Below are 26,360 nucleotides of genomic sequence, written 5' to 3' on the forward strand. Positions count from 1 at the left end.
ACGGTAGTGGGATGAATCACACATCTTCCGCTGCAACGCCGCAACGGTCCTCGCAGGGGGCTCCGGCCCCCACCAGTGCTGGAGGGCCGGTCACCGGGTTCTCCAAAGGGTCGGCAGCCGCTGTTCTGGTCTGCTGGCTCCTGGTGGTATTCGATGGATACGACCTCATTGTCTACGGGACGGTCCAGTCCTCGCTGATCTCCGAAACCGGGTGGGGCCTGACGAAGGCCACCGCCGGAACGATTGGCTCAATGGCCTTCGTCGGCATGATGATCGGGGCCATTTTCGCTGGCCGGATGGCCGACTCCTGGGGACGCCGCCGCACCATCATCGGCTGCGCCGTCGTCTTCTCGATCTTCACCATCCTCTGCGCCTTTGCCCCCAACGCCCCCGTTTTCGGTGTCCTCCGGCTCCTCGCCGGCATCGGCCTCGGCGGCCTGGTGCCTTCGGCCAACGCCCTTGTTGCCGAACTGGTCCCGGCCAAGTGGCGGTCCGTCATCGCCACCCTGATGATGTCCGGTGTCCCGATCGGCGGATCCATCGCCGCCCTGGTCGGCATCCAGCTGATCCCGGCCTTCGGCTGGGAATCGATGTTCCTCGTGGCCGCGCTCGCCCTGGTGATCGTGGTGCCGCTGGGACTGAAGTATCTTCCGGAGACCCTGGCGCCGGTCGGCGCCAGCACCAAGGAAACAGGCAGGGCCGCACGCAAGGCGGCCGGCAGGAGCAGTTCGATCAAGGAGCCTTCCGGCTTCTCCTCCCTGCTCCGCGCCCCCTACCTGGGGATCAGCGTCCTGTTCGCCGTGGCAACGATCGCAACGCTGTTCGCCTGGTACGGACTGGGCACGTGGCTGCCCAACCTGATGCAGCTGGCCGGCTACAACCTCGGTTCAGCCCTGACGTTCGCCCTGGCCCTGAACCTGGGCGCGGTCGCCGGCTCGGTCATCACCGCCTGGGCCGGGACGCGGTTCGGTCCGATCCCGACGGCGATCGCCGCCGCCGCAGTCGCGGCAGGAGCGCTCGTGGTCCTGGTGACCGGACCGTCCGTCACCATTGTCTACCTCATGCTGGTCCTCGCCGGCGTCGGAACCCACGGCACTCAGTGCCTCATCATAGCCGCCGTGGCGAGCCACTATCCCGGACACCTGCGCGGCACCGCGCTGGGCTGGGCGCTGGGGACGGGCCGCATCGGCGCCGTCGCCGCACCCCAGGTGGGTGGCCTCCTGCTGGCCGCCGGGCTGGGCGTCAATTCCAATTTCCTGGCCTTCGCCGGTGCAGCCGCCATCGCCGCGGTCCTGCTGGCCGCCGTCGGCTTCAACCTCAAATCCAAATCGTCAATCTCACCCTCACCCTCACCTACAGGAGTAAGCAATGTCTGAGCACGCCACGTCCACCGATGTCCTCGTCATCGGAGGGGGAATGGCCGGACTGGCCGGAGCACTCGCGCTGCGTGAAAACGGCGCCAACGTCACCCTGGTGGAGCGCGCTCCCGAGTTCGGTGAGGTCGGCGCGGGCCTGCAGATGGCTCCCAACGCCTCCCGCGTCCTGCAGCGCTGGGGCCTGCTGGAAAAGGCACTGGAGATCGGTGTCCAGCCCAAGCACCTGGTCTTCCGCGACGCCGTCACCGGCGAGGAGCTCACCCGCCAGACGCTCGGCGGGGAGTTCGCGGAGCGCTACGGCGCGCCGTACGTCGTGATCCACCGCAGCGACCTGCACCGGGTCCTGCTCGAAGGTTGCGAGGCCGCCGGCGTCAAGCTCGTCAACGACGTCATGGTGGAAAGTGTTGAAACCGTCAACGGCCGCGGCGTGGCCCACACTGCAGCGGGCGTCGACTACGAGGCCGACGTCGTGATCGGCGCCGACGGGCTCAAGTCCACGCTGCGTCCGCTCGTGGCCTCGGATGAGCCCGTTCCCTCGGCCTACGTCGCGTACCGCGGCACCGTGCCGATCACCGAAAACACCCCCAAGGCAGACCTTGAGGACGTCATCGTCTACCTCGGCCCGAACTGCCACCTCGTGCAGTACCCGCTGCGGAAGGGCGAGCTACTCAACACCGTGGCCGTCTTCAAGTCCCCCTCCTTCGAACGCGGCGAAGAGCAGTACGGCGGCGTCGACGAGCTCGAGGCGGCCTACAAGGACTGCGTCCCGGCCGTTCAGGAAGCGCTGAAGAACCTCGCCACCGGCATCCGCTGGCCGATGTACGACCGCGACCCGATCGAAAACTGGGTTGCCGGCCGGATGGTGCTGATGGGCGACGCCGCACACCCGATGCTCCAGTACCTCGCCCAGGGCGCCTGCCAGGCCCTCGAGGATGCCGCCGTGCTGCAGGACGTCAGCAACGGAACCGTCTTCACCGCGGACGGCGTCCGCCCCGAGGCCTGGGACGGTGCGATCCGGGAATTCAACAACCTCCGCGCCGGCCGGACCGCCCGGGTCCAGCGCACCGCGCGGGTCTGGGGCGAATCCTGGCATGTCTCCGGGCTGGCCCGGACGCTGCGCAACCTGCTCTTCAAGAGCCGGAAGGACAATGACTTCCAGTACAACGACTGGATCTACGGCCAGGCCGGCGAAGGCGTCCCCGCCACGGAGCGCTCGGCGGGCCGGGCCAAGCTTCCGGCCTGACAACCCCGCACCACGCTGAACGCCGGACACCCCACGGGTGTCCGGCGTTTCGCCGTCTCCGGCGTTGTTTTGCCCTGCTCCCTTTGGCCCGTACGCTTTAACGCGTCAGGCTACTTTGCTGAACGCCACACAACGACCCGGTGAAGCCTGGGTGAATTGTGCGGCCATGGGTATCGAAACTGCTGACCGTCGACTCTGCAGATTGGGCAACAGGTGGAAATCACCATCATGGTGGCGCTAGTAATATCGCTAGCGCTTTTTTTTGACTTCACCAATGGATTTCATGACACCGCCAACGCGATGGCCACCCCCATTGCCACCGGCGCGATCAAACCGAAAACGGCAGTCGCCCTGGCGGCGGTGCTGAACCTGGTGGGTGCTTTTCTGTCCACGGAAGTGGCCAAGACGGTTTCCGGCGGCATCATCAAGGAGGGATCGGATGGCATCCAGATCACTCCGGAGATCATCTTCGCGGGGCTGATGGGCGCCATCCTCTGGAATATGATCACCTGGCTCAAGGGCCTGCCGTCGAGTTCCTCGCACGCGCTCTTCGGTGGCCTGATTGGCGCGGCCATCGCCGGCCTCGGAATCCACTCGATAAACTTCGAGAGCCTGATGCAGAAGGTCATTCTTCCCGCGCTCTTCGCCCCGCTCATCGCCGGCGGCGTGGCCTTCCTCTGCACCAAACTGGCGTATGCACTGACCTCACGCCATGACCCCGAGTCCGGCACCAAGCTCACGCAGAAGCGCGGCGGATTCCGCACCGGCCAGATCTTCACCTCCAGCCTCGTGGCGCTGGCGCACGGAACCAACGACGCGCAGAAGACCATGGGCATCATCACCCTTGTGCTGATCGCCGCCGGGACCCAGCGGCCCGGTACCGGCCCGCAGCTCTGGGTCATTGCCGCGTGCGCCTTTGCGATCGCGATCGGCACCTACTCCGGTGGCTGGCGGATCATCCGCACCATGGGCTCCGGACTCACCGACGTCAAGCCGGCCCAGGGTTTTGCGGCAGAAAGCAGCACGGCCTCAGCCATCCTCGCCTCCTCGCACCTGGGCTTTGCGCTGTCCACCACCCAGGTTGCTTCCGGCTCCGTCATCGGGTCGGGCATGGGCCGCCGCGGCACCACCGTCCGGTGGGGAACCGCCGGAAAGATTGCACTCGGCTGGCTCCTCACCCTCCCGGCCGCCGGAATCGTGGGGGCACTCACCGCCCTGCTGGTCAAAACCGGCGTCGCAGGCGTCGTTATCGCCGCCGTGGCCGGCACGGCTGCCGTGAGCTACATGTTCCTGCACTCGAAGAAGTCGGCCGTCGGCCACCACAACGCCGTCGAGGTCGAGGAAGCCGGCACGGCTGTGCGGTTCCGGAAGAAGAAGAAAGCGATTGCCGTCAGTCGCTCCCAGGACGAGCCGAAGGACGGACTGCTGTGAAATGGCTGGAACTGGTTCAGGTGGCGGGCGCAACGCTCGTCGCGGCAGTGACCGTTGTGGTCCTGTACTCCCTCGGTGTCCGGCTCACGGCCATCGCCGGTGACGTCAGCGAAAGGAAGCCGGCCTGGGTCCGGCCGCTCGCCGTCGTGTGCTTCTGCCTGTGTGGCCTCGCCGTGCTGTTCGGGCTGTATCTGATCATTCCGTACTTCAGCAAGTAGCCGGCGCCGGACCAAGCCAGCCACTGCACGAAGGATGGGCATGCCGGCTGGTTCTGGCTAGGCTGGGGCACATGCCTCGTTTCCAGTATTTCGTCGCGTCCTCGCTGGACGGATTCATTGCCACCGCCGATGACCAGCTGGACTGGCTGCTCCAGTTCGACGGGTTCGACGGCGGCAAGGAAAGCTACGACGCCTTCATGGCGGACGTCGGCTGCATCGTGATGGGCGGCGAAACCTACGCCTGGCTGCGGGAACACGAACCGGATACCTGGCCGTACCCCGACACGCCCAGCTGGGTCTTCACCCATCACGAGCATGCGGCCCCCAAAGGCGCGGACGTGACCTTTGTCCGCGGCCCAGTCGCCGAATTCATCGGGGACCTCAGGGAGAGCGCGGCAGGCAAGAACGTCTGGATCGTCGGCGGCGGGGTCCTCGCTGCCCAGTTCGCGGACGCGGGTGCCCTCGACGAGATCATCATCTCGATCATTCCCGTCGTCCTCGGCAGCGGCAAAGCGGTGCTTCCGCTGTCGGGCCCGACGGCGCCACTGGAGCTGATTGCCTCGCAGACCCTCGGGCGGGGCATCGTGGAGCTTCGCTACCGTTTCGGACGTGACGCGGCACAGCCCTGACGCGGCCCAGCCCTGACGCGGCACAGCCCTGACGCGGCACAGCCCTGACCCGCACAGCCTGACGCCGGGCGGCGTTGGCCCGAGCGGCCCCGACGCGGCACAGTGCCTACGTGTTGATGTCGCGGATGAGGTTGGTGATGCGGGCGGAGGACAGCCGCCGGCCCTGCTCGTCGGTCATCACAATTTCGTGGGTGGTGAGGGTCCGTCCGAGGTGGATGGCCGTGCAGGTTCCGGTGACGGTGCCCGATGCGATGGCCCGGTGGTGCGTCGCGCTCACATCGATGCCCATCGCCTGGCGGTTCGGGCCGGCGTGCATCCCCGCGGCAAACGAGCCAAGGGTCTCGGCGAGCACCACATGCGCGCCGCCGTGCAGAATGCCCGCCACCTGGGTGTTGCCTTCCACCGGCATGGTGCCCACGGTTCGCTCCGGGCTCATTTCCAGGAACTTGATTCCCATCTTCACCACCAGGGCGCCTACGCCGTAGTGTCCAAGCCAGTCGTGCATTTCCTCGGGAATCCCGGCGGCGGCCAGTTCGGCCGCGTACGGGCCCGGCGTGAAATTGTCTTTCATGGGAACTAGGCTGGCACCTGTGAGCGAAACTACCAAACCGGCCCCTTCCCCTTCTGCAGCAGACATTTTCCCGTCCACTGAGACCGAATCAGTGATTGCAGCCAAGCCCGTCCGGAAAGCCGGCCGGGCCGCGGCGTCGGTTTCCGCCACTGAAGCACCGGTGATTCCCATCACGGACCAGCCGCGGCTCCTGGTGCTGGACGGACACTCCATGGCCTTTCGGGCGTTCTTCGCCCTGCCCGCGGACAAGTTCTCCACCGCCACGGGGCAGCACACCAACGCGATCCACGGGTTTACCTCCATGCTCATCAACCTGATCAAGGAGCAAAAGCCCACACACGTTGCGGTCGCCTTCGATGTCTCGGACGAAACCACGCACCGCAAGGCCGAGTACAGCGAGTACAAGGGCGGACGCAACGAGACCCCGCGGGAGATGAGCGGCCAGATTGACCTCATCGACAAGGTCATGGGCGCCTGGGGCATCAAGACCATCAAGATGCCCGGCTATGAGGCGGATGACATCCTGGCAACCCTCGCCGCCATGGGTGAAAAGGCCGGCTACGAGGTGCTGCTCGTCTCGGGCGACCGTGACGCGTTCCAGCTGATCACGGACAACGTTTTTGTCCTGTACCCCCGGAAGGGCGTCAGCGACATTCCCCGAATGGATGCCGAAGCCATCCAGGCGAAATACTTTGTCAGCCCCGCCGAGTATTCGGACCTCGCCGCCTTGGTGGGGGAGACCGCGGACAACCTCCCGGGCGTTCCCGGCGTCGGGCCCAAAACGGCCGCCAAATGGATCAACCTGTACGGCGGTCTCGAGGGGGTCCTGGCGAACCTCGACGCGATCGGCGGAAAAGTGGGCGACTCCCTCCGCGAAAACGTGGAGGACGTCAGACGCAACCGGCGGCTGAACCGGCTCCACACGGACCTGGACCTGCCGGTCACCCTGGACGAGCTCGCGGATCCGCGGCCGGACCAGGCCGCACTTGAGGAGCTGTTCGACGCCCTCGAATTCAAGACCATCCGCGCCCGGCTCTTCGCCCTCTACGGCAGCGAGGTTACAGAAGCGGAGCGGGAAAGCCTGGACACTCCGGACTTCGTGGTCCCCGCGGACGCCGCCGAGCTGGCCACCTTCCTGGAGTCGGGGGCGGGCAAGCGTTCAGCCGTCGCCGTCGACCTTGTACCCGGGCGGATCAGCGAGGATGCCGCCGCCGTGGCCATCGTCCATGACGGTGCGGCCGCCTACATCGACCTCGCCAGCCAGGACGCCGCGGCCGAGAACGTCCTGGCCGAGTGGCTCAGGAGCGCCGACGCGCCCAAGATCATGCATGGTTACAAGGCGGCCCTCAAGGCTTTCACCAACCGGGGCCTGGGCCTCGAAGGCGTCGTTGACGACACCTCAATTTCCGGCTACCTCATCCAGCCTGACCGCCGCAGCTATGAGCTCGCCGAACTGGCCCAGCACCACCTCAACATCAGCGTCTCCTCCGGTGCCGCCAAGGAAGGCCAGCTGGAGCTGGCTTTCGACGGCGACGACGCCGCCGCTGCCGGTGCGCTCGTCCACGAAGCCACCGTCGTCCGGGCCCTGAGCCGCTACTTCGAAACGGAACTGCAGGAACGCCAAGCCCAGGACCTGCTGACCACCCTCGAGCTGCCCGTCAGCCGGGTCCTTGCCGACATGGAACTCGCGGGAATCGCCATCGACATGGCGCGCATGGACGAGCAGCTGGCGGATCTGGCCAAGGTGATCGACAACGCCCAGGAGCTGGCTTTCGCCGCGATCGGCCACGACGTGAACCTGGGCTCGCCGAAGCAGCTGCAGACCGTGCTGTTCGAGGAACTGGGGCTGCCCAAGACCAAGAAGATCAAGTCCGGCTACACCACGGACGCCGCGTCGCTCAAGAACCTGCTGGAAAAGACCGGGCACGAATTCCTGGTCCAGCTGATGGCGCACCGGGAGTCGTCGAAGCTGCGGCAGATGCTGGAGTCGCTGAAGAAGTCCGTCACCGACGACGGCCGGATCCACACCACGTACGCCCAGAACGTGGCCGCCACCGGCCGGATTTCGTCCAACAACCCCAACCTGCAGAACATCCCCATCCGCAGCGAGGAAGGCCGCCGCGTCCGGAGCATCTTCGTGGTCAGCGACGGCTACGACTGCCTGCTCTCGGCGGACTACTCACAGATTGAAATGCGGATCATGGCGCACCTCTCCGGTGACCAGGGACTGATCCAGGCGTACCAGGACGGCGAAGACCTGCACCGGTTCGTGGGCTCCAACATCTTCCATGTGCCTACCGACCAGGTGACCAGCGCGATGCGGTCCAAGGTCAAGGCGATGTCGTACGGGCTCGCCTACGGTCTGACCTCTTTCGGTCTCTCCAAGCAGCTCGAGATCTCGGTCGACGAGGCGCGGACCCTGATGAAGGAATACTTCGACCGGTTCGGCGCCGTCCGCGACTACCTCCGCGGCGTGGTGGACCAGGCCAGGATCGACGGCTACACCGCGACCATCGAGGGGCGCCGCCGTTACCTGCCGGACCTGACCAGCACCGACCGCCAGCTGCGCGAGAACGCGGAGCGCATCGCGCTGAACTCACCGATCCAGGGCTCGGCGGCTGACATCATCAAGCGGGCCATGCTCGGCGTCGCCGGTGCGCTTGCCGAACAGGGCCTGAAATCGCGCATGCTGCTGCAGGTCCATGATGAACTGGTCCTCGAAGTGGCTCACGGCGAGCGGGAAGCCGTGGAGAAGCTGGTAACGGAGCAGATGGGCTCGGCGGCGAAGCTGACGGTTCCGCTGGACGTGCAGATTGGCATCGGCTCCAGCTGGTACGAGGCCGGGCACTGACGCCTGCTTCGTTCGATCATTTGGCAGGATTCCTAGGGGGAGAACGACGTGGCAGAGAAGTATGAGATCCGGCGGTTCCGCGCGGCCGAAAAATCCGAACCGGACTACGCCCTGGGGGAAGCGTGGCTCCGCGGCGTCGGCGTCGGGTTCTACGACGAGCGGCACAAGGAAGAGTTCGTCGACAAGGTCATGGCCATGTACCGGGTCGACAACCGTGAGATGACGGGGGTCTACCAGACCGGCGCCGTGGCCGACCGCTCCCTGGCGGCCGAGATCCCGGTCGCCACCTTCGCCACCCTGCGCAAGCACCTCAACACCGGCTACGGGCGGCAGCTGGAAGCCCAGCTGATCACCGCCGTGACCGTCCGCGGAACGCACCGCCGGCAGGGGATCCTGCGCCGGATGATGACCGAGGACCTCGCCGCGTCCAAGGCCGATGGCCTGGCCCTCGCGGCGCTGACGGCCTCGGAAGCTTCCATTTACGGCCGGTTCGGCTTCGGCGTCGCAACGTTCGAACGCAGCATCAAGGTGGACACCGGGCCGCGGTTCCGGCTGCGGCACACCCCGTCCGGTTCGGTGGAAATCGCCGACCGGAAAGTCCTGCTGGATTTAGCTCCGCGGGTGTTCGAACGCGTCCACCGGGCGACTCCGGGCTCGATCATGCGGCAGGACGCGTACCGGCAGCGCAGCTCGGGAACGCTCGGCCAGGACGGTGCGGAGGATGAGTCGATCCGGTGCGCCCTACACTACGACGCCGCCGGGGCCGTGGACGGCTATGTCGCCTACAAGTTCTCCGGCTGGGACACCAAACCCCACACCATGGAAGTCGTTGACCTGGTGGCGGCCACCGATTCCGGCTACCTGGAGCTGTGGCAGTTCCTGGGCAGCCTCGACATGATCCAGCGGGTCAGCTGGGCCGAAGCGCCCGTGGACGATCCGCTGACGTGGGCCCTGGAGGACCCGCGCTGCATCGAGTCCTCGGAGCACCGCGACATGCTGTGGCTCCGGATTCTGGACACCGCCGCGGCACTGGGTGCCCGGCGGTACTCATCCGACGGCAGCCTCGTCGTCCGCGTCACCGACACGTTGGGCCTCGCCGACGGCACGTTCACCCTCACCGTCACCGGTGGCGAGGCCCGGGTCGCGGCCGCCCCGGACGGCGCGGAGCCGGAGCTTTCACTCGATATCGCCGAACTCGGATCCATCTATCTCGGCGCGGTCTGCCCGGTCACTCTGGCGGCGGCCGGAAGGATTACCGAGCATGCACCGGGGGCGGCCCTGAGCGCGAAACTCATGTTCGCCGTCGAGCGCGCACCGCACTGTCTGACGCACTTCTAGCCGAGTCCAGGCTGACCCGTTGCGCTTTGACCCGTGTTCCCGTATACGACTAGACTAAACGGGCGTGTACTACGTGCGCGCATCTTCAATCCACAAATCAGGATGACCCGGCGATGTGCCGTGTTCTGGGCCCGTGTCGCCGACGCGGGCGCAGCGGTTCGCCTGACCGACTTACTATCCACAACGGAGCCCCTACTACATGACCATCACCTCCACCGAGAAGCCCGGTACCCCCGTAGTCGCAATTAACGACATCGGTACCGCTGAGGACTTCCTCGCAGCAGTCGACGCCACCATCAAGTACTTCAACGACGGAGACCTCGTCGAAGGTACCGTCGTCAAGGTCGACCGCGACGAAGTTCTGCTCGACATCGGTTACAAAACCGAAGGTGTCATTCCCTCCCGCGAGCTGTCCATCAAGCACGATGTTGATCCCGGAGACGTTGTCTCCGTTGGCGATCTCGTCGAAGCCCTGGTGCTCACCAAGGAAGACAAAGAAGGCCGCCTGATCCTCTCCAAGAAGCGTGCTCAGTACGAGCGCGCCTGGGGCGACATCGAGAAGGTCAAGGAAGAGGACGGTGTCGTCACCGGTACCGTCATCGAGGTTGTCAAGGGTGGTCTTATCCTCGACATCGGTCTGCGCGGCTTCCTGCCCGCATCCCTCGTCGAGATGCGCCGTGTGCGCGACCTTGCTCCGTACATCGGTCAGAAGATCGAAGCCAAAATCATCGAGCTGGACAAGAACCGCAACAACGTTGTGCTGTCCCGCCGTGCCTGGCTCGAGCAGACCCAGTCCGAGGTCCGCTCCACGTTCCTCAACAAGCTGGAAAAGGGCCAGGTCCGTCCCGGCGTCGTTTCCTCCATCGTCAACTTCGGTGCCTTCGTGGACCTGGGCGGCGTAGACGGCCTCGTTCACGTTTCCGAGCTGTCCTGGAAGCACATCGACCACCCGTCCGAGGTTGTCGAAGTTGGCCAGGAAGTCACCGTCGAGGTTCTCGAGGTCGACCTGGACCGCGAGCGTGTGTCCCTGTCGCTCAAGGCTACGCAGGAAGATCCGTGGCAGACCTTCGCCCGCACCCACGCCCTCGGGCAGGTTGTACCGGGTAAGGTCACCAAGCTGGTTCCGTTCGGCGCGTTCGTTCGCGTTGAAGACGGCATCGAAGGCCTGGTCCACATCTCCGAGCTCGCCGTGCGCCACGTTGAGCTGGCCGAGCAGGTTGTCTCTGTTGGTGACGAGCTGTTCGTCAAGGTCATCGACATCGACCTCGAACGCCGCCGCATCTCGCTGTCCCTCAAGCAGGCCAACGAGGGCGTCGACGCCGAGTCCACCGAATTCGATCCGGCTCTCTACGGCATGGCCGCTGAGTACGACGAAGAGGGCAACTACAAGTACCCGGAGGGCTTCGACCCGGAGTCCAACGAGTGGCTTGAAGGCTACGAGACGCAGCGCGCCGCCTGGGAGCAGCAGTACGCTGACGCCCAGACCCGCTGGGAAGCCCACAAGAAGCAGGTTGTCCAGCACGCTGCCGACGACGCTGCAGCTGCAACGTCCGGCGAGAGCGATTCCGGCACGACCAGCTACTCCTCCGAGCCGGCTGCAGCCGAGTCCAACACCGGTGGCGGCACGCTCGCTTCCGACGAGGCTCTTGCAGCACTGCGCGAGAAGCTGACCGGCAACTAATTGCCCCGTGCACTCAGGGAGTCCGCTCCCTGAGGCCTGGCACTTGGTAGCTTGAAGTAGCACTCTGAATGGTGGCCGTCCCTACGGGGGCGGCCACCTTTGGTTTAAGCCCCGGGCCCCTTGCCCCGGTCCCCGTGCCCCCGGGCCCCGGGCCCCGAGCCCTGTGCGCCTGGCCCCGGGCGCCTGTCACCGGCGCGCCGCGGGGGATGTGCCCGCGGGTGGACGCGTGCTCCGCGGGACATGCCCAGCGCCGGAAGCAGCCACTGGACATATGGGCACTATGTCCAGACCTGGGCGCGACGGCCGGACACGCTCCAGCGTCCGGGTCCGGTACGTCCGGGCGAACCCGGGGGACATGCCCAGCGCCGGAAGCGGCCATTGGACATATGGGCACTATGTCCAGACCTGGGCGCGACGGCGGGACAAGCTCCAGCGTCCGGCCGCCCGTAACTCGGGCATGTGGGGACTGCAATCCTTGACGTCGCCGCGGTTCCCCGTCCAGACTTGGCAGGTTGAAGTTCGGAACACAATTGGGGGAGCATTCATGGTTGATACTTCGGAAAGTCATCAGGCGGAGGGTTCAGTAGGAACAGGGCCCTGGCCGAGGGGTATCGGCGCCATCACCCTGTTTGTCGAGGATCTGCCGGGGGCCAAGCGCTTCTACCAGGACGCGTTCGGCCTGCCCATAGCCTTCGAGGATGACGCCTCGGCGGTCTTCAAGTTCGAGAACACCATGATCAACCTGTTGAGATCATCCGAGGCGCCGGAGCTCATCGGCCCCGCCAGGGTAGCTACGCCGGAGTCCGGATCACGGATGCAGTTCACCATACGGGTGGACGACGTCGACGCCGTTTGTGCCGCGCTGGAGGGCCGCGGCGTCGAGCTCCTCAACGGCCCGTTGGACCGGCCGTGGGGGATCCGAACGGCCAGTTTCCGGGATCCGGCCGGCCACATCTGGGAAATTGCAGAATAGCGTCGGGGCGGCAAAAATGACGCCGGAACGCCTGAAAGGGACCCCGCCGGCCCGGAATGTGGCGGTCTTCATCGACATGGAAAATCTCTTCGGCGGCGCAAAAGGCGATGTGACCTCGGTTCCTATCGGCACTATCGTGGCCGACGTCGAGCGGCTTGCCCGGGATCTGGGTGTCGGGTCGCTGACGGCGCTCGTCCGCGCCTACGCCAATTGGGGCCGGGCCGACATGGCAAGCTACCGCCGGGAACTATTTGCCAACGGAGTTGAGCCGGTCCAGATCTTCTCGTTCAATCAGGATGTGAAGAATGCTGCCGACATTGAAATGGTCGTGGATGTCCTGGAGGTGGCCACCGAGGCCCCCTGGGTAGACGTCTTCGTCATTGTCAGCGGCGACGGAGGTTTCGTCCCCCTCATCCGACGCCTCCATACCTTGGGGAAGTACGCAATCGTTGTGACGACATCGCACGCTGCCGCGGGTGCAGGCAGCAGGTTTCTGCAGGCGGCGGCCGACCATTTCCATGTTGTTCAAGTGCCCGAGCCTAAGAAGAAGCCGAAATCCGTAAGCGCCCCGGTCCAAATGACCCGACCGGTGGCGAAACCGGTGACCCCGAAGACCGAACAGCCCAGGACGTCGGTGGTTCCGTCGTCGTCGGCGCCGCGCGTACCAAGCGTTAAGGAATATCAGGAAAGCGTTCATGCCTTGGTGCGTAAGCACCCTGACGTTCTGGTTGGGGGACTCGTCCACGGCTCACGTTTGGGTGCGCTATTGCGGGAGCGCTGGCCCGGATGCAGTCACAAAGATTTCGGATACCGCGGATTGGAGCAGTTCATCCAGGAACGCTGCGGCCTGAAGCCTTACCGTCCGCCCGCGTTGAAGACGCCGGCCGTCGCCGGAAAGGAGCTGGTTCCGGCGGGATATTGAGCTGGTTTCCCGCGTTGACGCGCGGAACTTGGCCTGGACCTGCCCAGTCGTGGGCCCGCCGGATGGACACAATGGCGTTGTGTCCAGCGGCTGCGGCCAGGGAGGGGCATGTCCGGTGGGAGCGCGGAACTCAGCGGGGGCATGTCCAGTGGCCGCAGGGAGCGTGGGGCATGTCCCGCGGTGGACATCAGCGCAGCGCGATCCGGGCCTTGACCGGAACCGTGGCGTCGGCGGTGGCTTTGCCCTCCTCGAGTTCGGCCCCGGCCGCGCGCAGCAGGACCAGCGCCGCGGCGTTCCCGGCAGTCGTGTCGGCCTCCAGCACGGCGGCACCGGCGGCGGCGGCCCGCTCGGTCACGAGTCGAAGGGCTTCCCGCGCGATCCCGTGGCCACGGAAACTGCGGCCCAGCCAGATTCCGGTTTCGAGCGTGTCCGCCCCGGTGCGTTTGAGCCGGATCGATCCCGCCAGTTCCCCGTCGGAGCTGATCGCCCAGCTCTTCTGCTGCGCCGGACGGTCGAGACCGGCGGCAGCGTGGTGGTATTCGCGGAACCAGCTGATCCGTTCCGAATTCCAGCCGGCAGCACTGCCCAGCGGAGGCGTCACCTCGTCCGCGTCGGCGTCCTGGATGGCCACGGTCAGGAGCTTTTCCAGGACCTCGTCGGAGACGTCGACGAGTCGCACGGCGGCAGGGGAATGCTCAGACGAGCGGGACATCGATCCACTCCGTTCCTTCAGGCAGCAGCCCGGCGGCTCCGGCTGACAGCGCGGCGAGCCGTTCAGCCGCCTGCGCCAGGGCCGCGCGGTCATCCGGCAGGGCAAGCCGCAGAACTGTTGTCTGCGCCTCGTAACTTGTTCCAGCCATCACATATCCCGCGCCGCGCAGCTCGTTCTCCAGCCGCCCGGCCGCCGTGTGCGGGACCGTCACGGTGCAGATCCGCAGCCGGCGGCGTCGCACCAGCGGGGCCCGGTCCAGGGCGGCGGACACGGATTCGGAGTACGCCCGGACGAGGCCGCCGGCGCCGAGCAGGATCCCGCCGAAGTAGCGGACCACCACCGCCGTCACGTCGCTGAGATCCGTCAGGCCGGGCGCGGTTTCGCGTTTCAGCAGCGCGTCGAGCATCGGCAGGCCTGCCGTCCCGGACGGCTCGCCGTCGTCGTTGGACCGCTGCACCTCACGGTCCGGGCCAAGCACGAATGCGGAGCAGTGGTGCCGCGCGTCGTGGAATTCCCGGCGCAGCCCGGCCACGACGGACCGGGCGCTCTCCTCATCCACGGTGCGGTGCAGCACGGTGATAAACCGGGAGCGTTTGACCTCGATCTCATGGCGGAATTGCGGACCGGCCGCGAGCGTGGTGTAAACGGCTGCCCTGCTCTCCGGGAAAACCGCGTCATCAGCCACCGGATCAGTTTAGTCTGGTGGGGTGCTGAAAATCGGGTTGACGGGCGGCATCGCCTCAGGGAAGTCAGTGGCCGCCGCGCGCCTGCGTGAGCTCGGTGCGGTGGTGATCGACGCCGATGCCCTGGCCCGCGAGGTCGTGGCGCCCGGAACGCCGGGGCTCGCCCGGGTTGTCGACGCCTTCAGCAAAGCCATCCTGACGCCCGACGGCGGACTGGACCGGCCCAGGCTTGGCGCCGTCGTCTTCGGGAACCCGGAACGGCTCGCCGTGCTCAACGGCATCATCCATCCACTGGTACGGGGACGCGCCGCCGTACTGGCCGCGGCCGCCCCGAAAGGCGCCGTGGTGGTCCAGGACATCCCGCTGCTGGTCGAGACCGGACAGGGTGCCGATTTCCATCTCGTCGTGGTGGTTGACGCCCCCGACGACGTCCGGGTAGACCGCATGGTGCAGCACCGGCAGATGACCGCCGCGGACGCGCGGGCCCGGATGGCGGCCCAGGCCAGCAGGGAGGCCCGGCTGGCGGCGGCCGACGCCGTCCTCGACAATTCCGGTGCCAAGGAGGAGTTGCGCGATGCCGTGGACCGGCTCTGGAAGTTCCGGCTGGCACCGTTCGCCGAGAATCTGGCCCGGCACCGGATCGCACCGCGCACCGGCGGGCCGGTTCTCACGCCCGCCAACCCGGACTGGCCCGCGCAGGCGGACCGGATCATCGCCCGCCTGTCCGCCGCCGCGCCGGACATCCTGACCCTGGACCACATCGGTTCCACGTCGGTGCCCGGATTCGCCGCCAAGGACGTCCTGGACCTCCAGCTGGGCGTCGAGGACATGGCGGCCGCGGACCGGATCGCGCCGCTGCTGGCCCGCGCGGGCTTCCCCGCCTGGCCCGGGGTCGTCTCGGATAACCCCAAGCCTTCCCGCCCGGACCCGGCGGACTGGCCCAAGCGGCTGCACGGCAATGCGGACCCCGGGCGTGCGGTCAACCTCCACGTCCGCGTGGTGGGCTCCCCGGGCTGGCGTTTTGCGCTGTGCTTCCGGGACTGGCTGCGGGACGACGCGGCCGCCCGCACCGACTACCTGGCCGAGAAACGCCGCGTCGCCAAACTGCATGGGGTGGACAAATCGACCGCCGGCTACGCCGCCGACAAGGAGGCCTGGTTCGCCGACCACGCCGGACCGCGGATGGAGGCGTGGGCGCAGCGTACGGGCTGGCAGCCACCGTCGTACACCTCGCCGTCCTACAGCGCGCCGGCGGCGGAGGCAGCGCCAGCGGCAGGACCCGAAGCAGTGCCGGAACCAGCACCCGGGGCGGGCCGAGGCCCCCGTGGTCCCGGGAAAGGTACTGCCCAAAGCTGAATCAGGGCACTGCGGCCGGCCCCGGCGGTAGATTAAGTACATGAGTCTTGCGCAGCAGATCAACCGTGTCGTGGCGCCCTTCGAGGTCATCAGCGAGTTCCAGCCGGCGGGTGACCAGCCGGCTGCGATCGCGGAACTGACGGAGCGGATCAAGAACGGCGAGAAGGACGTGGTGCTGCTCGGTGCCACCGGTACCGGCAAAAGCGCGACGACGGCGTGGCTGATCGAGCAGGTCCAGCGGCCCACCCTCGTGATGGTGCAGAACAAGACCCTCGCCGCGCAGCTCGTCAATGAATTCCGCGAGCTGCTCCCGAACAACGCCGTCGAGTACTTCGTCTCGTACTACGACTACTACCAGCCGGAAGCCTATGTGGCGCAGACGGACACCTTCATCGAGAAGGACTCCTCCGTCAATGAGGAAGTCGAACGGCTCCGGCACTCCGCGACCAACGCGCTGCTGACCCGGCGTGACGTGATCGTCGTCGCCACGGTGTCCTGCATCTACGGTCTGGGCACACCGGAGGAATACATCGCCGGCATGGTGACGCTCCGCAAGGGTGCCGAGATGAACCGCGACGACCTGCTCCGGAAATTCGTTTCCATGCAGTACGCCCGCAACGACATGGACTTTCACCGCGGCACGTTCCGGGTGCGCGGCGACACCGTGGAAATCATCCCGATGTACGAGGAGCTGGCGATCCGGGTCGAGTTCTTCGGCGACGAGATCGAGAACATCTACACGCTGCACCCGCTCACCGGCGAGATCATCCGGGATGAGACCGAAATGTACGTCTTCCCGGCCTCGCACTACGTGGCCGGTCCGGAGCGCATGGGCCGGGCCATCAAGCGGATCGAAGACGAATTGGCCGAGCGGCTCCAGACCCTGGAGAGCCAGAACAAACTGGTGGAAGCCCAGCGGCTCCGGATGCGCACCACGTACGACCTGGAAATGATGCAGCAGATGGGCTTCTGCAACGGCATCGAGAACTACTCCTCGCACATCGACGGCCGGGCCCGCGGGACTGCGCCGCACTGCCTGATCGATTACTTCCCGGACGACTTCCTCCTCGTGATCGACGAGTCCCACGTCACCGTGCCGCAGATCGGTGCCATGTACGAGGGCGACATGTCCCGCAAGCGGAACCTCGTGGACCACGGCTTCCGGCTGCCCTCGGCGATGGACAACCGGCCGCTGAAGTGGGACGAGTTCCAGGACCGCGTGGGCCAGACTGTGTACCTGTCTGCCACGCCGGGCAAGTACGAACTCGCCAAGGCCGACGGTTATGTCCAGCAGATCATCCGGCCCACCGGCCTGATCGACCCCGAAATCGTCGTCAAGCCCACCAAGGGCCAGATCGATGATCTGCTGGGCGAAATCAGGACCCGCACCGCGAAGAACGAGCGCATCCTGGTCACCACTCTGACGAAGCGCATGGCCGAGGACCTCACCGACTACCTGCTGGGCCACGGCGTCAAGGTCGAATACCTGCACTCGGACGTGGACACGCTCCGCCGGGTGGAACTGCTCCGTGAGCTGCGGATGGGCGTCTTCGACGTGCTGGTCGGCATCAACCTGCTCCGGGAAGGCCTGGACCTGCCCGAGGTTTCGCTGGTGAGCATCCTGGACGCGGACAAGGAAGGGTTCCTGCGCTCGTCCACCTCGCTGATCCAGACCATTGGCCGCGCGGCCCGTAACGTCTCCGGCCAGGTCCACATGTATGCGGACCGCATCACCGATTCGATGGCCCACGCCATCGACGAGACAAACCGGCGCCGTGCCATCCAGGTGGCCTACAACACCGAAAAGGGGATCGACCCGCAACCGCTGCGGAAGAAGATCGCCGACATCACGGACCAGATCGCCAAGGAGGACGCCGACACCCGCGAGCTCCTCGCCAGCGCGGGGAAGGCACGCGGCAAGGGCAAGGGCGCGTCGAAGGTGCGGGCGGACGGCCTGGCCGCCGCGCCGGCCGAGGACCTCGTGGGGTTGATCGAGCAACTCACCGAACAAATGCACTCCGCCGCCGGCGAGCTGGCGTTTGAGCTCGCGGCGCGGCTCCGGGATGAGGTGGGCGAGCTGAAGAAGGAACTGCGGCAGATGCAGTCCGCCGGGCACGCCTAGATTGCCGGGCACGCCCGGAGTAATGTTTAGCTGACGTAGGGGAGTATCCCACGCGCTACGATCGTCAACACGTATGGCACAGGTGCCATGCCGGGCGTAGCGGGCAGCCAGGTGTGCCTCGAGTACACCGGCCGTCGGAGAGACTTGCACCGCACAGTCGCACCCTGTGAAGGGTACTTTCGTGCCTGAACTTCCCGTCTGGTTCGAGATCGGCACTTTTGTCGTTTTCGGCATTATCCTCGTCACCGACCTGCTGCTGGTCGTCCACCGTCCGCACGAGCCTTCCATGAAGGAAGCCGGCCTGTGGGTCGCTTTCTACATCACCCTTGCCCTTATTTCGCGGCAGCGATGTTCGCCTTCACGGGCCCGGAATACAGCGGGCAGTTCCTTGCCGGCTGGGTGACGGAATACAGCCTCAGCATCGACAACCTCTTTGTCTGCATCATCATCATGGCCCGGTTCTCGGTACCCCGTAAGTACCAGCAGGAAGTGCTCATGGTCGGCATCAGCATCGCGCTGATCCTTCGTGGCATCTTCATCCTGCTCGGCGCCTTGGTCATCGCACAGTTCAGCTGGGTCTTCTACATCTTCGCGGCCTTCCTGCTCTGGACCGCCTGGAAGCAGGCCCGGGATGAAGGTGAAGACGAGGAGAATAGGGAAAACCCGCTCATCGCCCGGATCCGCAAGGTCCTGCCGATCTCAGCGCAGTTCGACGGCGGCACGCTCCGCACAGTCGTCGACGGCAGGACGGTCTTCACCCCGATGCTGATCGTCTTCGTGACCATCGGCGTGACCGACCTGCTCTTCGCGGTGGACTCCATCCCCGCCATCTTCGGCCTCACCCAGAGCGCCTTCATCGTTTTCACCGCCAACGTCTTCGCCCTGATGGGCCTGCGGCAGCTGTACTTCCTGCTCGGCGGCCTGATGACGCGGCTGATCTACCTCAAGCACGCCCTCTCGGTGATCCTCGCCTTCATCGGCGTCAAGCTTACGCTGCACGCCATGCACGTCAACGAACTGCCCTTCATCAATGGCGGCCGGCACATCGAATGGGCCACCGAGCTCCCGACCTTCGTCTCCCTTGGCGTGATCACCGGCACCATCATCATTGCCGTCATCGCCAGCCTGGTCAGTTCGAAGGCCACCGCGTCGAAGCTGGACGCCCGGCTCGACGAGGACGCCCGCAAAAGCCTCAGCAACGTGGAGTAGCTGCACAGTCCGGCTACGCCCCGGTCCGGCTGACTCTCGCCTCGGCCAGGCACCGGTTCGGCTAAGCTCGGAGCGTGAAAATCTTCCATGCACCGCTGGCAACCGGTACGGCGCTGGACCCGCAACAGGTCCAGCGCCGTACCGTTCTGGTGTTGAGTGCCGGCCAGCTCCTCAGCGGGGTGGGCAGCGGTGCCAGCCTTTCCGTCGGTTCCCTGCTGGCGGTCCAGCTCTCCGGTTCCAGTGCATGGGCCGGTTCGGTCGCAACCATCATGACCCTCGGCGCCGCGGCGGCCGCCCTGCCTCTGGCCCGACTGGCCGGCCGGCGTGGCCGGAGGGCGTCCCTGATCACGGGTTTGCTCGCTGCCATGGCCGGGGCGCTGCTGGTGATCGTTTCCACGGTCACGGGCAGCTTTCCGGTGCTGCTGCTGGCCGCGGCCCTACTGGGACTCGGGACGGCCGCCAATCTGCAGGCCCGTTTCGCCGCCGTCGACCTCGCCGATCCGGAGCATCGCGGCCGATCCCTGGCGATCGTGGTGTGGGCCGTGACCGTCGGCGCTGTCGCCGGTCCCAACCTGATCCTTCCCGGTGCCCTGGTAGGGGAGGCCCTTGGCCTGCCGGCGCTGGCCGGTCCCTTTGTGTTCTCCATGGCGGGCCTGGCGCTGGCGGCGCTGCTGCTGTTCGCCGGCCTGCGGCCCGATCCTCTGCTGCTGGCCACCAGCCTCCGTTCCGACAGGCAGCTCGCCACGTCCGCCGCCAGCGGCACCGCGGCCAGCGCCACGGACGTCCGACGGCGGGACGGGCTGCGGCACGGGCTGCGCGCGGTCCGGGCCTCGCCCCGGGCCGGGCTTGCCCTCCTGGCGGTCATTGCGGCGCACGGCTGCATGGCCGCGGTGATGTCGATGACGCCGCTGCACCTGCAACTGCTGACCGAGGGGCCGCTGGCCGACATGCCGGCCGGACACGCCCACGCCGCCAGCACCGATGTGCTGGTCCTGATCGGATTCACCATCTCGCTTCACATCGCCGGGATGTACGCGCTCTCGCCGGTCATGGGCTGGCTCACGGACAAGGCGGGACGGCTTCCGGTCATCCTGCTGGGCCACGGCCTGATCCTGCTCTCAGTCCTCGTGGCAGGCCTCGGACAGGCCGAACCGGGCCTGGTGACGGTCGGCCTCGTGCTGCTCGGGATCGGCTGGTCCGCGGCGACCATCGCCGGTTCCACCCTGCTTGCCGAAAGCGTCGGCGCCGACGACCGTGTCCTCGTCCAGGGAGTCTCGGACACCATGATGGGGGTTGCCGGGGCAGTCGGGGCAGGGTTTTCCGGTCTGCTGATGAGCGGCGTCGGCTACCAGGGCCTCAACCTGGCCGCCGCGTCCGTCGCGGCGGTGGTGCTGGCCGTGGCGTTTCGCGCCGGGCGCACCGGCAGCGTCCGCAACGTCCGCGGGAATCTCAGCTAAGGGCGGATCGGACCGCGTACGCTCAGTCCCGGACGGAGCGGGTCAGGCCTAGGAGCCGGGCGAAGATGCCCTCGCCGTCGTCCGCGATGCCGTCATGGTGGAAATCCGCGGACTCCCAGACCTGCAGACCGCGGACCGCGGCGGCGGTCTCGAGCGAGAGGTCGCGGTCGACGTAGATGTCCTCGCTGTACACGGCAGCGGCTACCGGGACGGTGTTAAGCGCGAGCCGTGCGGGATCGTACAGCGCGGCCCAGTCGTCCTTTTCGGCGAGGAGCCGGGCAACGGTCCGCAGCGGCCGGAGGGCGGGGTCCTGCTCGAAGTACCAGGGGTAGACCATTTCGCCGGTGAGCAGCGGCTCGGGGGCGTCCGGGGAGAATTCCGGGAAGTCCTGCAGCACCCGCCAGGCGGCCCAGTCCGTGGCCTCGCCCTGGCCGTAGATGGACTCGTGCATCAGTGCGTACAACGGGTTCGCCGAGCGGGACACAAGGCCGCGGACCTGCTCCAGAAAGGCATCCGACAGGCGGTCACCACGTGGGGTGCCGACGAAGGCGTCTTCGAGCAGATGGTGCAGGGTGTCCACCCGGGTGTTGCCGCCCAGGAAGGAACCCACCATCTGGAAGCGCCCAACGGTGAGGCGTTCGCCGTCGGGCAGGAATTCCTCCGTGTCCCGAAGGTGCCGGGCGATCCGGGAAACCGCCACACGGTCCTCTGGATACCAGCCGAAGTACTCGGCATTGCGGGCCGCCACGCGCCGGAAAGTGGACTGGTAGACCCGGTCCGCTGGCCCCGAAAGCGGCCCGAGGCCGCCCGTGATCAGGGCCTCCCGCAGGCCTTCGGGGGCGAAAGAGAGGTAGCTGAGGGCGCAGAAGCCCCCGTAGCTCTGGCCATAGATTGTCCACGGCCCGGACCCCAAGGCGAGCCGGATCGCCTCCGCATCGGCGACAATCGAATCCGCGCGGAAGTGCGTCAGGTAGTCCGCCTGCTCGGCGTCGCTCCCGCGCAGCGGCAGCGACTTGCGCTCGACCGGGGACGACAGCCCGGTCCCGCGCTGGTCGAGCATGAGGATGCGGAAGTCCTTGGCGGCGGCCTTGCTCCAGCCGCCGAGTCCGGCGAGCCGGTTGCCGCGCCCGCCCGGGCCGCCCTGCAGGTAGAGCAGCCACGGCAGCTCGGCGGCTTCTTCGTCGCTGTGGTCTGTGGAGACATATTCGCGGGCAAAGACGGTGATGGTCTCGCCCGCTGTCCCCTCAGCGCGGAAGTGGTCCAGCGGCACCTCGAAGTAATGTTCCGCAGTGCGCATTCCGCGGAATTCGTGCCGCGCCTTGACCGTGTGCGGGACTGCCGGTGGGGTAACCTCCAGCAGGTCCGCGGCGCCGGACCGGGCTACGGGCCGCTCGGCCACGGGGCTTTCAACAAAGGTCCGGTCAGCGGACGGCCGGACAGCCACGGGCCGGTCAGCCACGGGCCTGGGCCGTGCGGGCGGTGCCAAAGGCCTCCAGCGCCCCGCCGGTCAGCCGGAACGTGGACCACTCCTGCATCGGGGTGGCGCCGAGTCCCTTGTAGAAATTGATGGACGGTTCATTCCAGTCCAGCACGCTCCACTCGACCCGGGCATAACCGCGCTCGACGGCGGTCGCGGCCAGATGCTGCAGGAGCGCCTTGCCATGGCCTTCGCCGCGGGCCTCGGGGCGCACGTAAAGGTCCTCGAGGTAGATCCCGTGGACGCCTTCCCAGGTGGAGTAGTTCAGGAACCAAAGGGCGAACCCCCGGACCTCGCCGGACTCGTTCTCGGCCATCGCGGCGAACACCCTCGGGTTCTCGCCGAACAGGACCGCGCTGAGCATCCCGGGGGTGTTCCGGACAGCGTCCGGCTCCTTCTCGTAGATGGCCAGGTCGTGGATCATCTGCAGGATCGCGGGGACATCGTTCGCTGTGGCGGGCCGGATTACACTCATTGTTCGAGTTTACTCGGGCGGGCCAGCCGGTGCCGGACCGGGCGCCCACGGGTGTCCAGGCGTGCCGGACCGGGCGCCCACGGGTGCCCAGGCGTGCCGGACCGCGCGCCCACGGGTGCCGGACCCCCTAGAGCCGGTTCACATCCGTCACGCGGACGACCGCGGTGCCGGTATCGTCCGAAGCCGCGAGGTCCACCTCCGCGGAGATGCCCCAGTCGTGGTTGCCGGCCGGGTCCTCGAAGATCTGCCGGACCTTCCACAGCCCCGGCTCCTCGGTGATGATCAGCAGGCCCGGTCCGCGCGCGTCCGGTCCGGTGCCGATGTCATCGTGCTCGTCGAAGTAGTCATCCAGCACGTCTTCCCACCGCTCGGCGTCCCAGCCGGACCCGGCGTCGAGCTCGCCGAGGGCGGTGGCGGCCTCGTCCGCGAAGAGCTCCACCCGCCGGAACATCTCGTTCCGGACCATGACCCGGAAGGCGCGGACGTTGGAGGTCAGTGAGGGCGGCGGGGGCGGCGGGGCGTCATGCGGCGTCGGCGCCTTGCCGGAGGTGAGCTCCTCCCACTCATCGAGCAGGCTCGAGTCGACCTGGCGGACCAGCTCGCCGAGCCACGCGATGAGGTCCTCGAGGTCCTCGCGGAGGGCGTCCTGCGGGACGGTCTGCCGCAGCGCCTTGAAGCCGTCGGCGAGGTAGCGCAGCACGATGCCCTCGGACCGGGCCAGGCCGTAGAACTGGACAAACTCGCCGAAGTTCATCGCGCGTTCGTACATGTCCCGGACCACGGACTTCGGTGCGAGCTCAAAATCACCGATCCACGGGGCGGCCCGGCGGTAGACGTCGAAGGCCTCGCCGAGGAGTTCCGCGAGCGGCTGCGGGTAGGTGACCTCCTCCAGCATCGCCATGCGCTGGTCGTAGTCGATGCCGTCGGCCTTCATCGCCGCGATCGCCTCGCCGCGGGCCTTCTTCTGCTGCGCGGAGAGGATCTGCCGGGGCTTTTCCAGCGTCGACTCGATCACGGACACGACGTCCAGGGCATACGACGGCGACTCCGGATCCAGCAGCTCCAGCGCCGCGAGGGCGAAGGGGGAGAGCGGCTGGTTCAGCGCGAAGTTGGCCTGCAGGTGGACTGTCAGGCGGACGGTCCGTCCGTCCGTGCCCTGCTCCTGAAGCGGGATCCGCTCCACGACGCCGGCGGCCAGGAGCTCCCGGTAGATGCCCAGGGCCTTTTTCATCAGCTGCAGCTGCGAGGAGCGTGGCTCGTGGTTTTCGGTCAGCAGCCGGCGGGCGGCCTTGAACGGATCGCCCGGCCGTTCCATCAGGTTCATCAGCATTGCGTGGGTGACGCTGAAGCTGGACGTCAGCGGGTCCGGGACGGATTCCACGAGGCGTTTGTAGGTCGGTTCGCCCCACGACACAAAGCCTTCGGGCGGCTTTTTCTTGACCACCTGGCGGAGCTTCTTCTGGTCGTCGCCGAACTTGGCGGTGGCCTTGGCCATCGCCTTGACGTTTTCGGTGACGTGTTCCGGGGCCTGCACGACGACGGTCCCGGCCGTGTCGTACCCCGCCCGCCCGGCGCGGCCGGCGATCTGGTGGAATTCGCGGGAGTTCAGCAGCCGGGTGCGGACGCCGTCGTACTTGCTCAGCGCAGTGAGCAGCACGGTGCGGATCGGCACGTTGATGCCCACGCCGAGTGTGTCGGTGCCGCAGATGACCTTGAGCAGCCCGGCCTGGGCGAGCTGTTCGACCAGCCGGCGGTACTTGGGCAACATACCGGCGTGGTGGACGCCGATGCCGTGCCGGACCAGCCGGTTGAGGGTCTTGCCGAAGCCGGCGGCAAACCGGAAACCGGCGATCAGCTCCGCGATCTTGTCCTTCTCCTCGCGGGTGCAGACATTGACGCTCATCAGGTTCTGGGCCCGGTCGATCGCCTCCACCTGGCTGAAGTGCACGACGTAGACGGGGACCTGCTTCGTGGCGAGGAGTTCCTCGAGCGTTTCGTGCACGGGCGTTTGCTCGTAGTAGTAATGCAGCGGGATTGGCCGTTCCGCGGAACTGACCGTCGTCGTCGGCCGGCCGGTCAGCTCCGTGATGCCGGCTTCGAAGCGGCTGACGTCACCGAGGGTCGCGGACATCAGCAGGAACTGCGCCTGGGGGAGTTCCAGCAGCGGGACCTGCCAGGCCCAGCCGCGTTGCGGGTCGGAGTAGAAGTGGAACTCGTCCATGACGACGGCGCCGAGCTCGGCGGCGGCGCCTTCGCGGAGCGCGATGTTGGCCAGGATTTCCGCGGTGCAGCAGATGATCGGGGCGTCCTGGTTGACGCCGGAATCGCCGGTGATCATGCCGACATTCTCGGCGCCGAAGATCTCACAGAGGGCGAAGAACTTCTCCGAGACGAGGGCCTTGATCGGTGCCGTGTAGTAGCTCCGCTGGCCGCGGGCCATGGCCTGGTAATGCAGGCCGATCGCGACGAGGGATTTCCCGGATCCGGTGGGGGTCGCAAGGATCACGTTGGCGCCGGAGGCCAGCTCCATGATCGCCTCGTCCTGGGCGGTGTACAAAGCCAGCCCGCGGGTCTCGGTCCACTCGACGAAGCGGGTGTAGAGCTCGTCCGGGTCGAGGCCGGCGCGGCCAGGGAATCGGGCGGCCGGGGCGGGGAGCTGATCAACAAGTTTCATTGCTCACCAGCTTAGTGGCCGACGCCGGGCCACCCGCGCGGCAGCGCCTCCTATGCCCCGCCCGGTCCGGGATAGGCTTCGTATCTCGCATCGTTTGCCGGCGACTGGAGGACAGCAGTGAAATGGGATCCCGCCAAGTACGTGCAGTTCGGGGACTACCGGGACAGGCCGTACTTTGACCTCACGGCCAGGGTCCATGCGGACGCTCCCCGGCACGTCGTCGACCTCGGCTGCGGCCCCGGGAACCTGACGGCCACCCTCGCGGAACGCTGGCCCGGGGCGTTGGTCATGGGCCTGGACTCCTCGGCGGAGATGCTGGCCCGGGCCGCGGTCCACACGGACCAGCTGCCGAATCTCTCCTTTGGCCAGGCGGACATCACCGGCTGGATGCCCTCGGATGAGACCGACGTCGTGGTCACCAACGCGGCGCTGCAGTGGGTTCCCGGCCACCGCGACCTGCTGGCCGGCTGGCTGGCCGCACTCAAGCCGGGCGCCTGGTTCGCGCTGCAAGTGCCCGGCAACTTCAACTCGCCCTCGCACACGCTGATGCGCGGCCTGGCGGAATCCGACGCCTGGGCGGACCGGCTCGCCGGCGTGCTGCGCCACGACGACGTGGTGGGCGAGCCGGGTGACTACCTGGACATCATGCTCGACGCCGGCTGCGATGCGGACGCGTGGGAGACCACCTATTCCCAGCTCCTTCCCGGCCCGAACCCGGTGCTGGAGTGGGTCCGCGGCGCGGGACTCCGGCCAGTACTCGCGACCCTGACAGCCGGGGATGCCCGCATCTTTGAAGCCGAATACGCGGCGAGGCTCACCGAGGCCTACCCGGCCGGCCCGCACGGAACGGTGTTTCCGTTCCGCCGGATCTTCGCCGTGGCGCGTAAACGGGATTGACCCGCAGCGGTTCCCGACAAGGCCCCCGACTGGACCCGCCGCCGGCCAAAAGGAGCGTGACAACG

General features: G+C 67.0%; 20 protein-coding genes and 1 pseudogene. 15 read left to right on the forward strand and 6 right to left on the reverse strand.

The genetic code is table 11. From position 1 onward, the window contains the following. The first annotated feature begins 11 nt into the window (after positions 1–11). From AC50YM_RS08270 to AC50YM_RS08290, 5 genes are all read left to right on the forward strand, one after another. Entirely contained in the window at positions 12–1,376 is a 1,365-nt protein-coding gene (locus AC50YM_RS08270; protein ID WP_494956489.1) for an MFS transporter, read from the forward strand. Continuing rightward, a complete protein-coding gene (locus AC50YM_RS08275; protein ID WP_494956490.1) occupies positions 1,369–2,619 on the forward strand; it encodes an FAD-dependent oxidoreductase in 1,251 nt (416 codons plus the stop codon). The genes AC50YM_RS08270 and AC50YM_RS08275 overlap by 8 nt, the downstream gene beginning before the upstream one ends. A gap of 213 nt (positions 2,620–2,832) precedes the next feature. After that, on the forward strand, positions 2,833–4,050 hold the full coding sequence (locus tag AC50YM_RS08280; protein ID WP_494956491.1) for an inorganic phosphate transporter: 1,218 nt from the start codon (positions 2,833–2,835) through the stop codon (positions 4,048–4,050). Then, positions 4,047–4,268 carry a hypothetical protein gene (locus tag AC50YM_RS08285; RefSeq protein WP_494891895.1) on the forward strand — a complete coding sequence of 74 codons (222 nt, stop codon included), beginning with the start codon at positions 4,047–4,049 and terminating at the stop codon, positions 4,266–4,268. Before AC50YM_RS08280 ends, AC50YM_RS08285 begins: the two co-directional genes overlap by 4 nt. Positions 4,269–4,339: 71 nt before the next feature. Beyond that, positions 4,340–4,897: a dihydrofolate reductase family protein gene (locus AC50YM_RS08290; RefSeq protein ID WP_494956492.1), complete on the forward strand. Its 558-nt coding sequence runs from the start codon at positions 4,340–4,342 to the stop codon at positions 4,895–4,897. 106 nt (positions 4,898–5,003) lie between these two features. Here AC50YM_RS08290 and AC50YM_RS08295 read toward each other — a convergent pair whose 3' ends face one another. Next, on the reverse strand, positions 5,004–5,468 hold the full coding sequence (locus tag AC50YM_RS08295) for a hotdog fold thioesterase (protein ID WP_494956493.1): 465 nt from the start codon (positions 5,466–5,468) through the stop codon (positions 5,004–5,006). 211 nt (positions 5,469–5,679) lie between these two features. Here AC50YM_RS08295 and polA point away from each other — a divergent pair, with 211 nt between their 5' ends. The 5 genes from polA to AC50YM_RS08320 all read left to right on the forward strand — a co-directional run bounded on the left by polA (position 5,680) and on the right by AC50YM_RS08320 (position 13,233). Further along, positions 5,680–8,319 carry a DNA polymerase I gene (polA, locus tag AC50YM_RS08300; protein WP_494956510.1) on the forward strand — a complete coding sequence of 880 codons (2,640 nt, stop codon included), beginning with the start codon at positions 5,680–5,682 and terminating at the stop codon, positions 8,317–8,319. A 48-nt stretch (positions 8,320–8,367) separates the two neighbouring features. Continuing rightward, positions 8,368–9,657: a GNAT family N-acetyltransferase gene (locus AC50YM_RS08305; protein WP_494956494.1), complete on the forward strand. Its 1,290-nt coding sequence runs from the start codon at positions 8,368–8,370 to the stop codon at positions 9,655–9,657. Between the two features lie 199 nt (positions 9,658–9,856). Beyond that, a complete protein-coding gene (gene rpsA, locus AC50YM_RS08310; RefSeq protein WP_494891887.1) occupies positions 9,857–11,338 on the forward strand; it encodes a 30S ribosomal protein S1 in 1,482 nt (493 codons plus the stop codon). Between the two features lie 544 nt (positions 11,339–11,882). Next, the gene (locus tag AC50YM_RS08315) at positions 11,883–12,311 is read left to right on the forward strand and encodes a VOC family protein (RefSeq protein WP_494956495.1); all 429 of its coding nucleotides are present in this window, start codon (positions 11,883–11,885) and stop codon (positions 12,309–12,311) included. Positions 12,312–12,327: 16 nt separating this feature from the next. Then, on the forward strand, positions 12,328–13,233 hold the full coding sequence (locus AC50YM_RS08320; protein ID WP_494956496.1) for an NYN domain-containing protein: 906 nt from the start codon (positions 12,328–12,330) through the stop codon (positions 13,231–13,233). A gap of 187 nt (positions 13,234–13,420) precedes the next feature. Here the strand turns inward: AC50YM_RS08320 and AC50YM_RS08325 are convergent, their stop codons facing one another. Together AC50YM_RS08325 and AC50YM_RS08330 are read right to left on the reverse strand one after the other, a co-directional pair. Continuing rightward, the gene (locus tag AC50YM_RS08325; RefSeq protein WP_494956497.1) at positions 13,421–13,945 is read right to left on the reverse strand and encodes a GNAT family N-acetyltransferase; all 525 of its coding nucleotides are present in this window, start codon (positions 13,943–13,945) and stop codon (positions 13,421–13,423) included. Further along, positions 13,929–14,630, reverse strand: a complete 702-nt coding sequence (locus AC50YM_RS08330; protein ID WP_494956498.1) for an IMPACT family protein — start codon at positions 14,628–14,630, stop codon at positions 13,929–13,931. The genes AC50YM_RS08325 and AC50YM_RS08330 overlap by 17 nt, the downstream gene beginning before the upstream one ends. Before the next feature lie 22 nt (positions 14,631–14,652). Between AC50YM_RS08330 and coaE the strand changes: the two genes are divergently transcribed. The 4 genes and pseudogenes from coaE (at position 14,653) to AC50YM_RS08350 (ending at position 20,772) form a co-directional block, all read left to right on the forward strand. Continuing rightward, positions 14,653–15,984, forward strand: a complete 1,332-nt coding sequence (gene coaE, locus AC50YM_RS08335; RefSeq protein ID WP_494956499.1) for a dephospho-CoA kinase — start codon at positions 14,653–14,655, stop codon at positions 15,982–15,984. Between the two features lie 40 nt (positions 15,985–16,024). Then, positions 16,025–18,106, forward strand: a complete 2,082-nt coding sequence (gene uvrB, locus AC50YM_RS08340) for an excinuclease ABC subunit UvrB (RefSeq protein WP_494956500.1) — start codon at positions 16,025–16,027, stop codon at positions 18,104–18,106. Positions 18,107–18,287: 181 nt separating this feature from the next. Continuing rightward, a pseudogene (locus tag AC50YM_RS08345) lies at positions 18,288–19,315 on the forward strand (TerC family protein). A 74-nt stretch (positions 19,316–19,389) separates the two neighbouring features. After that, positions 19,390–20,772, forward strand: coding sequence for an MFS transporter (locus tag AC50YM_RS08350; RefSeq protein ID WP_494956501.1), 1,383 nt, complete (start codon positions 19,390–19,392; stop codon positions 20,770–20,772). Between the two features lie 22 nt (positions 20,773–20,794). Here AC50YM_RS08350 and AC50YM_RS08355 read toward each other — a convergent pair whose 3' ends face one another. The 3 genes from AC50YM_RS08355 to AC50YM_RS08365 form a co-directional block, all read right to left on the reverse strand. Continuing rightward, the gene (locus AC50YM_RS08355) at positions 20,795–22,069 is read right to left on the reverse strand and encodes an alpha/beta fold hydrolase (protein WP_494956511.1); all 1,275 of its coding nucleotides are present in this window, start codon (positions 22,067–22,069) and stop codon (positions 20,795–20,797) included. 154 nt (positions 22,070–22,223) lie between these two features. After that, on the reverse strand, positions 22,224–22,724 hold the full coding sequence (locus AC50YM_RS08360; protein ID WP_494956502.1) for a GNAT family N-acetyltransferase: 501 nt from the start codon (positions 22,722–22,724) through the stop codon (positions 22,224–22,226). 127 nt (positions 22,725–22,851) lie between these two features. Continuing rightward, positions 22,852–25,398: a DEAD/DEAH box helicase gene (locus AC50YM_RS08365; protein ID WP_494956503.1), complete on the reverse strand. Its 2,547-nt coding sequence runs from the start codon at positions 25,396–25,398 to the stop codon at positions 22,852–22,854. Between the two features lie 117 nt (positions 25,399–25,515). Here AC50YM_RS08365 and AC50YM_RS08370 point away from each other — a divergent pair, with 117 nt between their 5' ends. After that, positions 25,516–26,295 (forward strand): trans-aconitate 2-methyltransferase, encoded by a 780-nt coding sequence (locus tag AC50YM_RS08370; RefSeq protein ID WP_494956504.1) that lies wholly within the window; start codon positions 25,516–25,518, stop codon positions 26,293–26,295. Positions 26,296–26,360: the final 65 nt, after the last annotated feature.

Source organism: Pseudarthrobacter sp. RHLT1-30-1 (genome assembly GCF_059383415.1).

What these genes read in the sequence shown, in the direction of transcription:
- AC50YM_RS08270 (WP_494956489.1), top strand. Translation starts at nt 12, where the DNA reads ATGAATCACACATCTTCCGCTGCAACGCCGCAACGGTCCTCGCAGGGG.
- AC50YM_RS08275 (WP_494956490.1), top strand. Translation starts at nt 1,369, where the DNA reads ATGTCTGAGCACGCCACGTCCACCGATGTCCTCGTCATCGGAGGGGGA.
- AC50YM_RS08290 (WP_494956492.1), top strand. Translation starts at nt 4,340, where the DNA reads ATGCCTCGTTTCCAGTATTTCGTCGCGTCCTCGCTGGACGGATTCATT.
- AC50YM_RS08295 (WP_494956493.1), bottom strand. Translation starts at nt 5,468, where the DNA reads ATGAAAGACAATTTCACGCCGGGCCCGTACGCGGCCGAACTGGCCGCC.
- polA (WP_494956510.1), top strand. Translation starts at nt 5,680, where the DNA reads ATGGCCTTTCGGGCGTTCTTCGCCCTGCCCGCGGACAAGTTCTCCACC.
- rpsA (WP_494891887.1), top strand. Translation starts at nt 9,857, where the DNA reads ATGACCATCACCTCCACCGAGAAGCCCGGTACCCCCGTAGTCGCAATT.
- AC50YM_RS08315 (WP_494956495.1), top strand. Translation starts at nt 11,883, where the DNA reads ATGGTTGATACTTCGGAAAGTCATCAGGCGGAGGGTTCAGTAGGAACA.
- AC50YM_RS08320 (WP_494956496.1), top strand. Translation starts at nt 12,328, where the DNA reads ATGACGCCGGAACGCCTGAAAGGGACCCCGCCGGCCCGGAATGTGGCG.
- AC50YM_RS08325 (WP_494956497.1), bottom strand. Translation starts at nt 13,945, where the DNA reads ATGTCCCGCTCGTCTGAGCATTCCCCTGCCGCCGTGCGACTCGTCGAC.
- uvrB (WP_494956500.1), top strand. Translation starts at nt 16,025, where the DNA reads ATGAGTCTTGCGCAGCAGATCAACCGTGTCGTGGCGCCCTTCGAGGTC.
- AC50YM_RS08355 (WP_494956511.1), bottom strand. Translation starts at nt 22,069, where the DNA reads ATGCGCACTGCGGAACATTACTTCGAGGTGCCGCTGGACCACTTCCGC.
- AC50YM_RS08360 (WP_494956502.1), bottom strand. Translation starts at nt 22,724, where the DNA reads ATGAGTGTAATCCGGCCCGCCACAGCGAACGATGTCCCCGCGATCCTG.
- AC50YM_RS08365 (WP_494956503.1), bottom strand. Translation starts at nt 25,398, where the DNA reads ATGAAACTTGTTGATCAGCTCCCCGCCCCGGCCGCCCGATTCCCTGGC.